General features: G+C 34.2%; 17 protein-coding genes and 1 pseudogene. 10 read left to right on the top strand and 8 right to left on the bottom strand.

The genetic code is table 11. The annotated features are described in order from the left end of the window. Nucleotides 1-9 precede the first annotated feature (9 nt). The 9 genes and pseudogenes from HNP25_RS06715 to HNP25_RS06675 all read left to right on the top strand — a co-directional run bounded on the left by HNP25_RS06715 (nucleotide 10) and on the right by HNP25_RS06675 (nucleotide 3,809). Nucleotides 10-270: a hypothetical protein gene (locus HNP25_RS06715; RefSeq protein ID WP_184132274.1), complete on the top strand. Its 261-nt coding sequence runs from the start codon at nucleotides 10-12 to the stop codon at nucleotides 268-270. Nucleotides 271-303: 33 nt separating this feature from the next. Continuing rightward, entirely contained in the window at nucleotides 304-840 is a 537-nt protein-coding gene (locus tag HNP25_RS06710; RefSeq protein WP_184132270.1) for a flavodoxin, read from the top strand. A gap of 41 nt (nucleotides 841-881) precedes the next feature. Further along, nucleotides 882-1,121 carry a hexameric tyrosine-coordinated heme protein gene (locus HNP25_RS06705; RefSeq protein ID WP_184132267.1) on the top strand — a complete coding sequence of 80 codons (240 nt, stop codon included), beginning with the start codon at nucleotides 882-884 and terminating at the stop codon, nucleotides 1,119-1,121. Nucleotides 1,122-1,347: 226 nt separating this feature from the next. Beyond that, a complete protein-coding gene (locus HNP25_RS22050) occupies nucleotides 1,348-1,572 on the top strand; it encodes a DUF2798 domain-containing protein (RefSeq protein WP_184132264.1) in 225 nt (74 codons plus the stop codon). Between the two features lie 197 nt (nucleotides 1,573-1,769). Further along, nucleotides 1,770-1,931, top strand: a complete 162-nt coding sequence (locus HNP25_RS06695; RefSeq protein ID WP_184132261.1) for a winged helix-turn-helix transcriptional regulator — start codon at nucleotides 1,770-1,772, stop codon at nucleotides 1,929-1,931. Nucleotides 1,932-2,113: 182 nt separating this feature from the next. Continuing rightward, nucleotides 2,114-2,761: an NAD(P)-dependent oxidoreductase gene (locus HNP25_RS06690; RefSeq protein ID WP_184132258.1), complete on the top strand. Its 648-nt coding sequence runs from the start codon at nucleotides 2,114-2,116 to the stop codon at nucleotides 2,759-2,761. 72 nt (nucleotides 2,762-2,833) lie between these two features. Beyond that, a pseudogene (locus tag HNP25_RS06685) lies at nucleotides 2,834-3,037 on the top strand (hexameric tyrosine-coordinated heme protein). A 23-nt stretch (nucleotides 3,038-3,060) separates the two neighbouring features. After that, on the top strand, nucleotides 3,061-3,393 hold the full coding sequence (locus HNP25_RS06680; protein ID WP_184132255.1) for a cupin domain-containing protein: 333 nt from the start codon (nucleotides 3,061-3,063) through the stop codon (nucleotides 3,391-3,393). Nucleotides 3,394-3,404: 11 nt separating this feature from the next. Next, nucleotides 3,405-3,809 carry a group III truncated hemoglobin gene (locus HNP25_RS06675; RefSeq protein ID WP_184132252.1) on the top strand — a complete coding sequence of 135 codons (405 nt, stop codon included), beginning with the start codon at nucleotides 3,405-3,407 and terminating at the stop codon, nucleotides 3,807-3,809. A 703-nt stretch (nucleotides 3,810-4,512) separates the two neighbouring features. Here HNP25_RS06675 and HNP25_RS06670 read toward each other — a convergent pair. The 6 genes from HNP25_RS06670 to HNP25_RS06645 form a co-directional block, all read right to left on the bottom strand. Continuing rightward, nucleotides 4,513-5,703: a cysteine desulfurase family protein gene (locus HNP25_RS06670; RefSeq protein WP_184132249.1), complete on the bottom strand. Its 1,191-nt coding sequence runs from the start codon at nucleotides 5,701-5,703 to the stop codon at nucleotides 4,513-4,515. 130 nt (nucleotides 5,704-5,833) lie between these two features. Then, a complete protein-coding gene (locus tag HNP25_RS06665) occupies nucleotides 5,834-6,472 on the bottom strand; it encodes a sulfite exporter TauE/SafE family protein (protein WP_184132246.1) in 639 nt (212 codons plus the stop codon). A 35-nt stretch (nucleotides 6,473-6,507) separates the two neighbouring features. After that, complete coding sequence (locus tag HNP25_RS06660) at nucleotides 6,508-7,725, bottom strand: sterol desaturase family protein (RefSeq protein ID WP_184132243.1); 1,218 nt, start codon at nucleotides 7,723-7,725, stop codon at nucleotides 6,508-6,510. 15 nt (nucleotides 7,726-7,740) lie between these two features. Next, the gene (locus tag HNP25_RS06655; protein WP_184132240.1) at nucleotides 7,741-8,388 is read right to left on the bottom strand and encodes a redoxin domain-containing protein; all 648 of its coding nucleotides are present in this window, start codon (nucleotides 8,386-8,388) and stop codon (nucleotides 7,741-7,743) included. A gap of 127 nt (nucleotides 8,389-8,515) precedes the next feature. Beyond that, the gene (locus tag HNP25_RS06650; RefSeq protein ID WP_184132237.1) at nucleotides 8,516-9,079 is read right to left on the bottom strand and encodes a redoxin domain-containing protein; all 564 of its coding nucleotides are present in this window, start codon (nucleotides 9,077-9,079) and stop codon (nucleotides 8,516-8,518) included. 18 nt (nucleotides 9,080-9,097) lie between these two features. After that, nucleotides 9,098-9,643, bottom strand: coding sequence for an RBBP9/YdeN family alpha/beta hydrolase (locus tag HNP25_RS06645; RefSeq protein ID WP_184132234.1), 546 nt, complete (start codon nucleotides 9,641-9,643; stop codon nucleotides 9,098-9,100). 310 nt (nucleotides 9,644-9,953) lie between these two features. Between HNP25_RS06645 and HNP25_RS06640 the strand changes: the two genes are divergently transcribed. Further along, nucleotides 9,954-11,615: an alpha-L-fucosidase gene (locus tag HNP25_RS06640; RefSeq protein WP_184132231.1), complete on the top strand. Its 1,662-nt coding sequence runs from the start codon at nucleotides 9,954-9,956 to the stop codon at nucleotides 11,613-11,615. A 98-nt stretch (nucleotides 11,616-11,713) separates the two neighbouring features. On the opposite strand, the gene HNP25_RS06635 is transcribed toward HNP25_RS06640, so the two are convergent. Next, a complete protein-coding gene (locus HNP25_RS06635) occupies nucleotides 11,714-13,132 on the bottom strand; it encodes a gluconokinase (RefSeq protein ID WP_184132229.1) in 1,419 nt (472 codons plus the stop codon). A gap of 41 nt (nucleotides 13,133-13,173) precedes the next feature. Beyond that, entirely contained in the window at nucleotides 13,174-14,070 is an 897-nt protein-coding gene (gnd, locus tag HNP25_RS06630; protein WP_184132226.1) for a phosphogluconate dehydrogenase (NAD(+)-dependent, decarboxylating), read from the bottom strand. Nucleotides 14,071-14,218 lie beyond the last annotated feature (148 nt).

Raw genomic sequence — 14,218 nt, 5'->3', positions numbered from 1 at the left:
AATAAGTTTATGAACGTTTCTCGAATGAATGCTCTCCACAAAACAGATATTATTGCTGAAGGTGATAAAAGCTTATTGGAAAACGAACAAAAAGATTCTCTGATTTTACTATCTATCGTCCAACAAATGGAAAATCATATTCGGTTTGAAGAACGGGTTGTCTTCAATTTGATTCAAGAAGTAATAGGCCAGAAACAAATCGAACAGATTGAATCGAACTTTAGAAATCAACCATTTATTGAATATGAAGATCCGTTTTGGGAGGTATGAACAAAACTTTCTATCAATTAAAAGGTGTATGATATGAGAAATAATTCCAATAGAATCGCTCTGATTTACGATTCTGAAACTGGTAATACCGAAAGAATTGCCTATTTGATAAAAGATAATATGACAGATTATCAAGTAGATGTATTTTCAGCAAGAGATATTTCGATTGCTCACTTTGCTGAATATGATTTTTTCATATTAGGAACTCCTACTTGGCGAAAAGGATACTTAGCCGTTCATTGGGCAGATTTTTTCGATGATTTTTCGAGAATTGATTTTAAAGGGAAAACCATTGCGTTATTTGGGGTAGGAGACCAAGAGTGCTTTAATAGAACGTTTTTAGATGGCATGGGGCAACTCGCAGGTGTGGTAGTTTCCAATCATGCCAATCTCATTGGAAAATGGCCAACAGAAGGGTATTATCATGATTTTTCTTTAGCAGATAATGGCGACGGTTACTTTATGGGTTTAGGATTGGATGAATCTAATCAAGCTGAACAAACCGAAGTAAGAGTAATTGGATGGACGAAACAAATTAGTTCAGAGCTTCAAGCTCAAGCCTTACTTTGAGAAATCTTTTATTTGAATATCAAATTTTAAAAATAAATTTTATGTCAGACCAAATTTCATTAATACCAAACAATTCTTTGATAACAGCAACACCAGAAGAAGGTCGCCAATTAGCAGTAAAATTAGCAAGACTTATAATCAAAGTTACACAACCTGATGCTGAAATAAGAGAAAAACTGCGTCCTAAATATGCCGAAGATGCAGGTTTTCTCATTGCAATAGGGCAAACTGTAGCAACAGAATTTGCAACTATTGCTGCGGCAAACAACTATTGGAAGTAAAAGAAGCCTGCCTACAATAACGTAGCTTTCATCCACAACGAAAGCCATGTTATTGTAGGTGATGTTGAACTTAACTTGAGCGGTCGGCTTCGTTGGTTTCTTGTGATGGTCTATCAATGTAAATTGAAAAAAAATGAAATAAAGCCTATTCGGTTTTTATTGATTCTTTAAATGAATATACGCTCAAAGATTTGTTTGTTGATAATTGGAAAGAAATTATAAGCTAATGGTTAAAAAAATAGGTCAAAATTTATTGGTTACCTGCGTCATTACCTTTACTTTGACAGGCATCAATATAGGGTTAAGCAACTTTGCTTTAAATGTTTGGTTACGTTCCTGGCTTATTGCGGCAAGTATTTCACTTTTTATGAACTTATTTTTATTGCCAAAACTTGCCCTAAAAAACAAGAAAAAAAGAAAGCAACGCCAAATAACTAAGCATCCGTCGTAGCTAAAATTCAAACCATGAAGATATTTGGAAGAACAGATTTTCACCTGCTTTTTCGTTTTAGGGCTTCAGAGGGGAGTGCATCAAAAAGCGTGTGGCAAGTACATTTATATTTTAGGAGAATCATTTTAAGATTACTAATTGAACCTCATTAGTTCTTGGGTTGAATACCTCAAAAATTATTTGCCCCATACTTTTTGATGCACTCCAAGCAAACACTTACCAATCAGCTACGAGAATTGGAAACCGATGGCATTATTGAACAAACCATTTTTTCCGAAATTCCGCCAAGATTATATAATGTAAAAAGTCAACTTTTAAAAACCAATCAAATTAGCATTTCGCACAGAATAATAGCCTAAGATTTGGGTACAACTCGTGAAGTAATTCCCAGATTGATGAAAAAAAGCAAACAAGAAAACAGCACCATCATTATTTTATAATTGGTAACTTTTGGCACTGTTTTTTAAAATTTGAGGTTTTAATCTTGACAAATAATTAAGAATTAAAGCAAAGTAATATGGATAATTTAACATCAAACAAAATGAAAATAGCAATTATTGGTTCAACAGGTTTTGTTGGAAAAAGCATTACAAATGAATTGGTAAACCGAAATCACAGCATTACAGCAATTGCAAGAAATAAAGCAAGCGAAAACGAGCCAAACTTGACAAATGTTATGGCTAATGTATTGAATGTAAACGAACTTTCTGAAATTTTAAAAGGAAACGAAACCGTTGTGAGTGCCTTCAATGCAGGTTGGGGAAATCCAAACCTTTACAATGATTTTCTTGCAGGTTCAAAAGCAATACAAGAAGCCGTAAAACTTGCAGGCGTAAAACGCTACATTGTTATTGGCGGTGCAGGAAGTTTGTTTATTGCAGATAATATTCAGGCAGTAGATACTCCTGATTTTCCAAAAGAATTTTATAATGGTGCATCAGCAGCACGAGATTATCTCAATTTTTTAAAAGAAGAAACCGATTTAGATTGGGCGTTTTTTAGCCCTGCTTTAGAAATGCACCAAGGCATTACTACTGGAAGAACGGGAAAATATCGTGTAGGAAAAGACAACCCTGTTTTTGATGCTAACAACAGAAGTATTCTGTCGGTAGAAGATTTGGCGGTTGTAATTGCCGATGAAATTGAAAATCCCAAACACCACAAAACAAGATTTACAGCAGCTTATTAATTCAAATAAAAAAAATAATCTATAAAACAAAGAAATTATAGTAAGCAACAAATTCAATTAATACCTAACAATTTGTTGCTTACCATAACCCCAGAAGAAGGTCGTCAATTAGCCGTAACAATGGCTCGCCTTATCATTAAAATCACATAACCCGATGCTGACGAAATGAGAGAAAAAATGCGTTCCGTTTATGCAGAAGATGTAGAATTACTTATCGCAATAGGGCAAACTGTTGCTACTGAATTTGCCCCCATTGCAGCCGCAAATAATTATTAGAAATAATTTAAAATTATACAAAAATGGGATCATTTAATGAAAATATAGAATTTGATGAAAATAAAGTAAAAACAAAAGTTATTGTTGAAACTTCTTTTTCAAAAGAAATACGCATTGCCTTGATGAGAGGGCAAAATATGAAAGAGCACAAAACGCCTTTCCCAATTTTGATACATCTACTTGACGGAAGCATAGAATTGGGCGTAGAAGGGAAAATTTTTTCGATGAAAAAAGGCAATATTATTGCTTTAGAAGGCAATATTCCGCACGATTTAACGGCAAACGAAAATTCAATAGTTCGCCTTTCTTTATCCAAACACGACAAAGTAGAACGCCTAAATGACGTAATAAACTAAAAAAAAATCGAATGGAAACAATTAAGGATAGAAACGATATTACTATTTTGGTCAATGCTTTTTATTCAAAAATTAGAAAAGATGCCTTATTAGGTCCTATTTTTAACGGGCATATTTCGGAAGAAAAGTGGGCAGAACATCTTATAAAATTAGCCGATTTTTGGGAAACAAATTTGTTTGGAATAGCCAAATTTAAAGGTAATCCTACCCAAAAACACATCAATGTAGATAAAAATTTGGATTACGGTATAGAACAAATTCATTTTGGGCAATGGTTGCACCTTTGGTTTGAAACCATAGACGAACAATATGAAGGTGAAATTGCCGAAAAAGCCAAAAATGCCGCCAGAAAAATGTCCACAGGACAATATGTAGCCATTTGGAACGGGCGACCAAAAAATAAAACTGAAAGCTAAAAGGCTTGGCAACAAAATTGGGGCATTTGTGGTAAATTTAGGGTTTGTACTACTAATGCCCACCTTCGCCACCCTGTAAGTCACTCATTCTAGTCACTAATTAAGCGAAGCGTTCCTACGACCTAAAATATAAAAGAGTGTATCACTCCTATCTTGTAAATGAATATTTCTATCCCGAAATCAAAGTCCCGATAAGAACAATATATCGGTAGAAAAACATAAGACCCATTTCCCAAACGTAGTTCCTACGGAACTACGTGTATTTTAAGCAAATTTTACTACCGATATTTTACTCCTACGGAGTATTTAATTTTCGTCTTTGTTGGGTTTTATCTTAAAGCTTGGCATTATGATACTTTAGGGAATCGTGGAATGTTGGTATTGGCTGGCAAAATTTTGCGGCAGGTCATTTTGGAGATTTATCCATTTGGAGAAAATATCAATGAACTGATTCATAAAAATATAGTGAAAGTAAAGAAATTAGAAAGCCTTATGAATTTGAATCTACTTTATTTCGGTTATAAACCCCCAAAAGTATATTCTTAAAAAGTTTAAGCGACAGCCCGTCAAAACCAAAGAGAGCCAACCACCGACTTTCCAAAAGCTTTGACAAAGCTGTCGCTTAAATTTTAATAATATATTCTATATAATCGATAGACAAAGATACTATTTTTCTCCAAAAAAACATACTCTTCAATAAAAATTAAGCATAAATTAATGCTGATAATTTCTTCTGATTCAACTTCCTAACAAAAATATCTTGATCATAAATATCCACAATAGCTTTGATAATCAAGTCTATTTCAGCAGGAGTATTATATTTACAAAATGAAAAACGCACACTGTCTTTATCAAGATTACGGTTTAAAGTTTTTAAAACATGTGAACCATTATTAGTTAAATTAGAACAAGCACTTCCTCCAGAAACTGCAATACCAAGTGCATCTAAACGATTTACCAAGACTCCACCCTTCTTTAAATTCGGGAAAGCAACGTTTAAAATATTCGGTAAGCTATTACCAATAGAATCACTTTCACCATTGAATGTAATCTCATCTCCAAACAAATCTTGTAAGGCCATAATCATCTTTGATTTCAAAAAAGCTACATAATTCTGGTATTCTTCCAAGTTCCTGTAAGCAATTTCTAAGGCTTTCGCCATGCCAACGATGCCTGCTACATTTTCTGTTCCACCTCTTGTTCCTCTCTCTTGAGCACCACCAAAAATATGAGGTTGAATTTTTCGATATTTATTGATATAAATGAAACCAACACCTTTGGGTCCATGAAATTTGTGCGAAGAGCCAACAATATAATCTATATAAAGTTTTTTAACATCAAATCGATATTTTCCGATGGTTTGAGTAGTATCACTGTGAAAAATTGCGTCGTATTTCTTACATATTTCACCTACTTTTTTGATGTCTGTTAAGTTTCCAATTTCATTATTCCCGTGCATCAAACTCACTAAAGTCTGCTGATTATTTTTCAATAACCACTCTAATTGCTCGAAATCAATATTTCCTTTGCTATCAAGTTTTACAAAATCCGATTCTAAATCATTCTGCTGACTATACTGCCCAAGTGTTTGTAATACGGCTTTGTGTTCTAATTTACTGGTTATGACATTTTTAATATCATAGGTTTTAATTGCACCAGAAAGTGCCAGATTGTTTGCTTCAGTAGCACCAGAAGTAAAGAAAATATCATTCTCAGAAACATTCAAAAGACTAGCAATCTTCAGACGGGACTCTTCTACTGCTTCTCTGGCTTTCCTCCCTATTCCATGACTGGAAGAAGGATTTCCATAGTGATTAGCTAAATACGGAATCATCGTATCCAATACTTCTAAATCTAATGAAGTTGTGGCAGCGTTATCACAATAAATTTCCATGGTGTTTAATTTTTTAGATTGTTGTTTGATTAATTTTCAAGTAAATAGGCTTTCAAGGCTATTTTCACTGTAATTATTTATTGATGAAATGTAAGTAATGTTGTTAAGTTCAGGGTTGTTTACTAAGTATTTAAAATTGAAATTTCTGCTCAAATGGAATGCAAATACCTTTTTTGTCATTGCAAAGTTGTCCTTTAATTCCTCCGAAAATATCTAAAGCATGTTCTACAATTCTTACTTTCGTTCTAAATTCTGCTTTGTCTTTAAAATAGGTAACTTCAAATCCCCAATTTTTATCAAGCTTTTTTAAGGGCGATACGGGCGTAATTTTACCATCGTATTCAAAAGAACCATTTTCTGCACCCCAAAGCAAAGCGCTGAATAGTTTTTTGTTAATATTTTTAAACTGATAATGCGAAATAGCTGATGCTCCTGTTGTAAACATTTCAGACACGTGTACACTTGTACTACTTAGTGCAGGCGGTACTCCGATTCCTAATAAAAAAGAAGTAGAAGTGATACCGTAAGCCATTCCTAAAGATCCGTCAACCAATTGAGCAAGTAAACCTACACCAACGTAAAGGAAAAAATCTTCGCCCAACCATATTTTGGTTTGATAAACAGCATCCAGCAAAGGTGCTTTACCAATAAAAATGCTAAAGGCAATTAAATAAATAGCGATACCAATGAACCACATTAACACTTGTTCAAACTGATTATTGAGTTTCAAACGAACATATATCTTATTTAAGAACTGATTGTTTTCCATTTTGATGTAATTAAAAATAAAGTAAAATCGCTGCTTTAATTATTATTCAACCCATAAATTAATCGTAAATACTCTCGATTTAATGTTTTGAAATACAGTGTGACAAATAAAATGATACTACTTAATATGTAAGGGTTTATGGTATTTTCAAAGTAGATATAGCTAATCCATAAAATCAGAAAACATCGAATATATTCAAGGTAAAAAATCCAGCGACGTTGTTCTAAAATAGCACCACAATTCACAAGCGTAATTAATATGATAAAAGTTGTGGTTATTTGTGTGGCTAAATCTAACTGTCCTTCAAGGAGTAAAAAAGCAAACAATGTGATTAATATCAATGCCATTTGTAAAACCACATAATTTCTAAAACGTGTACTGTGTATTTTATCCGTTTTATGAATCACAAATTTTTGTTCTAATACTCTTCTGTAAGTAGGATTGATGAGTTCAGGTTTACCAAAAATCATTTTTAGTTTCTCTCTCCAACCTTCAGCATATTTAAAAGCATAGCCCATTTCTAGCATAAAATGAAAATGTTGCCATAAGAAACTATTACTGTTCAATGGCTTGGTTAAACCGTAAGTTGGTTCTTCAATTTCTTCTGCAAAAGTGCCAAAGAGTTTATCCCAAATAATAAAAACATCGCTATAATTCTTATCTAAATACTGTTCGTTGTTGGCATGATGCACTCTGTGATGCGAAGGCGTTACCAAAATATATTCCAGAATACCTAATTTACCAACTGTACGAGTATGAATGAAAAATGGATACAAACCATGAACAAGTAATATGGTAGTAATCAACTCTGCCGAAAAACCCACAATTGGTAATAAAGACCAGAAAAAAGTACGAGCTACAGCCTGAAATAAAGTAATACGAGCCGAAACAGTAAAATTAAATTCTTCGCTTTGGTGATGCACTACGTGAACACTCCAAAGTAAGTTTACTTCATGCCCTAAACGGTGATACCAATACCAAAGAAAATCTGTAATTAACAACAATCCAATCCAAGAAAGTACACTTGGCTGAATATGAAAAAGTGCAAAATGTCTGTATAAATAATCGTAAACAAAATAAAAAAGTCCGAGTGTAAGTCCATCTAAAAGTCTTTCAGCAATACCAACACTCATGTTAGAAATCGTATCATTAAAATTATAAAAATGTTTACCTTTCTTTTTGGATACCCAGAATTCCAAGCCAATCAAAAACAAGAAGAAAGGAACTGCGAAAGCTAGATAATTGAAATTCATTGTTTTTTTGTTTTGTTATGCCGCTGCACGATATTTAATAGTATATGGAATGTTGTGTACTGCACTAAATACAGCTCCTAACATTTCAGAAGGAGAAAAAGGCTTGCTAAAATTTTCATCAATGGCATCATATACAATTCTTCCTTGCTGACTAATTACATAAGTAGCAGGCACAGGAACGTCTTCTGAAATCCCAGCGATTCTATCCCAAACGGCATATTCTTGGGAATAAACACCAAATTGTTTTGCAATTTGATTATTCGGGTCGGTCACTACATTAAATGGAACATTGAAATAAGTTACTAGCTCTTTGGTCTCTTCTAATGATGCCTGAACAACAACTAACAAATCACCACCCAATGCCAAAATTTCTTGATAAGATTCCTTCAAAGTATTGAGGTGTTTCAAGCCATATTCATTCCATCCGCCAGATAAAAAACTTACTGTCAAAGGTTTATTTTGCTGAATTTGCTGAAAACTTAGTCTCTGAGTATTGGCTTGTTCAGAAAGATTTTGCCAAACCCCATTTACCGTTGGAATAGACAAAGATGGTAAACGTGAACCTATTTTTAATGGAGATAATTTAGCAGTGTTGCCTTTGAATATATTGATAGGAAATGTAGTATCCCAGATAATTGCGTTTAATTGACCGTTTGTTTGCATGGTTACTTCTTTTTTTACTGATAAATGTGCCTTGCTTTAAATTGATGGAACAAAATTACAATAAAATATTTTATATCCTATAGACTTAGTAGATTATTTGACAAAATATTTTCTAGCTTCTAAAAAACTATTTATTTCGATACAACTTGATAAAAGCTTCCATCTCTTTTATAGAGAAAATACTTTCAAAATCTTCATCGACAAAACTGTAGATAGTCAATAAATTCCCGACGATAATAAACGTTGCTGGTAGCGGTACTTCTTTTGAAATCCCTGTGATTCGTTTCCAAATAGGATAATCCTTAGAAAATACTCCTAATTGCTCTGCAATTTTATTGTTTTGATCATGACAAATATTAAACGAGAGTTTATACTTGTCTATCAGTGTGTCTAAATCATCCGTAAAAACATCAGTCAATACTAAAATTTCAGCACCAATATTCTTGAGCCGCTTATGTGCTTTTTGAAGTAATTCAAGATGTATTTCTCCATAATCATTCCAAGCAGGTGAGTAAAAACTTAATACCAAAGGACGAAAAAGCATCATTTCACTTAGCGTAAAATTAGCCTGATGATTGATATTTTTGGGAAGGGTAGTCCAACGCCCATTTTCCTTTAAAAGACTGAAATTGGGTGCAAGGTTGCTTGCCTGAAGTGCCTTCGGACGTTTGCTTTCTATACTATTTTGCATGTTGATGAATATATAAATTTATAATGAAGTACTAAAGATTGAATTGATAATTCCTTTACCCACTTTCCAATCGGCAATATTTGAATTAGCATTAATATGTCCTAAAGCACCAATATTTACAAATTGACTTCCCCACTTTTCAGCCCATTCTTTCGCTCTTTCTATGGTAGCGTATTCATCGTTTGTACTAGCAACTATTACACTCTCAAAAGGAAGTCTTTGTGTTGGAATGGGCGAAAAACCTGAAATTTCTTTTGGAAAAGATTCTCGTTCCGCATCGGCTGGTGCTACTAATAAAATCCCCGCTATGTTTGAAGAAGTATATTTTTGTGCCCAATGTACTACTGTTAAACAGCCCAAACTATGAGCAATTAATAATGTTGGCGAGTTTAGTTTTTTTATTGATTCATTCAATGTTTCAACCCATTTTTCAGCTACAGGTACATCCCAATCTTCTTGTTCTACTCTACTGAATATTTCAGGATGCTCTTCTTCCCAAATTGTTTGCCAATGGTTGGAACCTGAACTTCCCAAACCCGGTACTGTTAAAAAATATGTTATCATAATGTATAAAAAACGCTAATAAATATACGTCAAAAAGAATCTGAGATTAAATAAATAAACTACATAACCGATAGACAAAGATTATTAATACAGCTTGTATTTGCAAATATTATTTTAGAATTTATCCCAAAAACAATTCTTGAGCCTACTAAACAAACATGAAAACAGTGCTATCGTTAATACTTTTTGTGAATTTTAAAGGAGTATTTGTTCTTTTTCCAACAAGTAAAAGAGTATAAAATATGAAAATCGTGTTTTACTTACACAATTCAATTTTGGATAATTTATAAAAACCCTCAAAATTTATTTTATGAAAAGAAGAGATTTAATCAAAACAATGCTGGCAACTGTTCCTGCCTTGCATCTTACTCAAGCAATTGCACAAAATAATTTTAATGGTTTAGCGAGTGACGGACTTGAACCAATGGCGAAGGGTCCTTTCAATCCCGATTGGGAGTCTTTGAAACAATTTCAAACGCCTGATTGGTTTAGAGATGCCAAATTTGGCATTTGGGCACACTGGGGACCACAATGTCAACCTGAATTTGGTGACTGGTATGCCAGAGAAATGTATTTTGAAGGAAGTAGAACCTATAAATTTCATGTAGAAAAGTACGGACATCCCTCAAAATTTGGTTTTAAAGACGTCATTAACGAATGGAAAGCTGATAAATTCAATCCTGATCAATTGTTAGCATTGTACAAACGTGCTGGTGCAAAGTACTTCATGGCTTTGGCGAATCATCACGATAATTTTGATAATTATGATAGTAAATATCAGCCTTGGAATTCAGTAAATCTTGGGCCTAAAAAAGATTTAATTGGTGCTTGGGCTAAAGCCACCAAAAAACAAGGACTACGTTTTGGGGTTAGCGTTCATGCGGCTCATGCTTGGTCTTGGTTAGAGGGAAGTCAACATTCAGATAAAACTGGTGCTTTGGCAGGAATTCCTTACGATGGGAAAATAACTAAAAAAGATGGTAAAGGAACATTCTGGGAAGGCTATGACCCGCAAGATTTATATGCCCAAAATCATGCTTTGAGTGAAGGAAGTGAAAACATCAATGGAATTCACAAACAATGGAATTGGGGAAATGGCGTTACGCCACCAAGTGAAAAATACTGCAATACTTTCTACAACCGCACCGTCGATTTAGTGAATAAATACGACCCCGATTTGGTTTATTTCGATGATACTGCTTTGCCTTTATGGCCTGCAAGTAATGTAGGTTTGCGTTTTGCCGCACATTATTATAATAGAAGTATTAAGAAACATGGAAAATTGGAAGCCGTCATCAATGGAAAAATCTTAGATGAAGAGCAACGAAAAACGATGGTTTGGGATATTGAAAGAGGGCAAAGTAACAATATAGAACCACTTCCTTGGCAAACTGATACTTGTATTGGTAGTTGGCATTACGACCGTCGCATCTACGAACAAAAACGTTATAAATCAGCTAAAACAGTTGTTCATACGCTAATTGATGTAGTGAGTAAAAACGGTAATTTGATGCTGAGTGTACCACTCAGAGGTGATGGTTCTATTGATTCGGAAGAACAAAAAGTGGTAGAAGGCATTGCAGACTGGATGGCAATTAACAGTGAATGCATTTTTGCGACAAGACCTTGGAAAGTATTTGGCGAGGGTCCCGCAATGGAAAAAGCCGCTCCACTTTCGGCTCAAGGATTTAATGAAGGAAAAGGCTTACCTTTTACAGTAAATGATATTCGTTTCACCACCAAAGGAGATGTACTTTATGCCATTCCGTTGGGAAAGCCAACAGAAAATAAATTACTGATTAAAAGTTTATCGGCTGGTAATGCTCTTTACCCGAAAGAAATAGCGAAAGTAATTTTAGTAGGAAAAGGAAATTCGCTGAATTTTACCAGAACTTCAGAAGGTTTATTGGTTGATTTACCAGAAAGTACTAAAGCAGAATTTGCTTTTGCTTTGAAAGTTTTGCCTGCTTAGACAAAACATACATTCGGATAATTTGCACGAAATTTATGCAAATTATCCGAATTTTTGCACAATTTCTGTGCAAATTATCCTGTCTTTATCAAATTCATTTACAAATCTTTCAATGCTTCATAAACTTTTGAAAATTTGCGATAGTTTTCTTGATACACCAATTCATGTTTAGGATTTGGCATAAAAATCTTTTCTTCAATATCACGACAATTCGTATTGATACCAAAAGCTTCCAAACCAATCATTACTGCTCCCCAACATGAGCCTTCGATGGTTTGAGCCACGACGACTTTCATCTGAAAAATATCTGCCGCAATTTGCAACCAAACATCACTTTTTGCAAAACCCCCACTTGCCATAATTGTAATTTCCTTTCTTTGGCTTTTATCTGGAAAAAGGATTTCTGTAATACTTAATAAGCCAAACAAAATGCCTTCAAGCGTAGCTCGAATAAAATGTGCTTTTGTATGATTAATCGTAATGCCCAATAAAGTTCCTTGTGCAGAAGCATCCCAAATGGGTGCTCTTTCGCCTAATAAATAAGGTACAAAAATTAAACCATTTGAACCCGACTCTATACTTCCAGCTTGTTCAAATAAAGATTCAAAAGATTCTTCTGTCTCTAAAATGGCTTCTTTCAACCATTGCAGAATCACTGCACCATTATTCACTGCACCAAGCACTAAATACTGATTATCAATTAGATGATAACATTGCGTCCGCATTTTATCATCAATAAATGGCTTGTCAATCGGTAATCTTACGGCACCACTTGTGCCAATGGTTAAAGACATTCTGCCTTTTTGCATTGCCCCTGTTCCCAAATTTGCTAAAGCACCATCGCCACCACCAATTACTAAAGTATGATTTCCTTCCATTGTTTTAGCTTGATGTTTTGGACTTACAATTTCGGAAAGCTTACTTTCGTCAATCCCCAAATGTGCTAAAATATCATTGTTCCAAGTAAGCGTTTCAATATCCATCAAACCCGTACCCGAAGCCATTGAAGAATCCACTACATACTCGCCCGTTAAATGATGCCAAATATATTCTTTGATACTGATGAATTTATAAGTTTTTACAAAAACATCAGGTTGATTTTCACGCAACCAAAGTATTTTGGTCATCGGACAAAAAGTATGAATCGGGATGCCTGTTTTTTGATAAAACTGTTTGCCTGTGCTACTTTCTTTTAGTTTAGTTGCTTCTGCACTTGCACGATTATCTGCCCAGAGAATAAGTTCTGTAAGTGGATTTCCCTGCTCATCAACTGCAATAAGGCTTTGCATGGCTGAACTAAAACTGATAAAAAATGGACTCGTATTTTCCGTAATTTTTTCAATACACATTAGAACAGCCTCCAAAATTTCAGCAGGTTTCTGGATACTCCAATCAGGTTCGGGATGATACATTTCATATTCTTTAGAATACTGTTGTATCATTTTTCCTTCGTTTGTAAAAACAATTGCTTTGGTTGCAGTTGTTCCAATATCAATTCCTATATAAAAATGGTTCATGGATGTTTAATCGGTGAATTATCAAAGCAAAAGGATGAAAATTATTTCTTCTCTACAGCGTGTCCACCGAACTCATTTCTAAGAGCAGCCACTACTTTTCCAGAAAAAGTATCTTCCATTTGCGAACGATAACGCATCATTACTGAGAGGGCAATTACTGGAGTAGGTACTCCTAAATCTAAAGCCGTTTCCAGAGTCCATTTTCCTTCACCAGAAGAGTGCATAATGCCTTTGATAGCGTCTAATTTAGGGTCTTTAGAGAAAGCATTTTGCGTCAATTCCATCAACCAGCCTCTTACAACTGAGCCATGATTAAGCATTTTTGCAGTTTTATGAAAATCAATATCAAATTCAGAATGTTCAAATACTTCAAAGCCTTCGGCGATGGCTTGCATCATTCCGTATTCAATTCCGTTATGAACCATTTTCGTAAAATGTCCACTTCCAGCCGCACCAGTGTGTAAATATCCATTTTCTACCGAAATATCTTTGAATACTTTTTCTACATAAGCAAATACTTCATCTTCCCCGCCAATCATTGTACAAGCACCATTTAAAGCACCAGAAGTACCACCAGAAGTACCACAATCTAAGAAATCTATCCCTTTACCTTTTAGATAAGCATAGCGTTTTTTTGATGCTTTGAAATTTGAATTTCCACCGTCGATAACAATGTCAGCAGAATTCAAGAAAGGTAAGAGTTGTTCTATTACTTGGTCAACAATTTCACCCGCTGGAACCATCAACCAAATTACTTTTCTTCCTGTTAATTTTTGGGTTAATTCCTCAATAGAATTAGCTGGTTCAATTCCTTCTTCGGTAATTTTTTGAACGAATTCAGCATTGACATCATTGGCAATTACTTCATAGCCATTTCTTTGTAAGTTAAGTGCAAGGTTAAAACCCATTTTGCCTAAGCCTATAATTCCGATTTGCATAATGTTAAAATTTACTGTGTTGGATAAATATTATTAAAATGGTATTTAAAAAAGCTAAAATAGAAAAATTAAGATGATTTCACGCCCTATTTTCTCCTGAATATTTCAAAGATAAAATAAAGACTCCATGCAAAACATGGAGTCTTGG

This window comes from Arcicella rosea (assembly GCF_014204325.1).
Classification (GTDB): Bacteria; Bacteroidota; Bacteroidia; order Cytophagales; family Spirosomataceae; genus Arcicella; species Arcicella rosea_A.
Note: the sequence above shows the minus strand (reverse complement) of the source record. Positions and strands in the feature narration are given on the sequence as shown.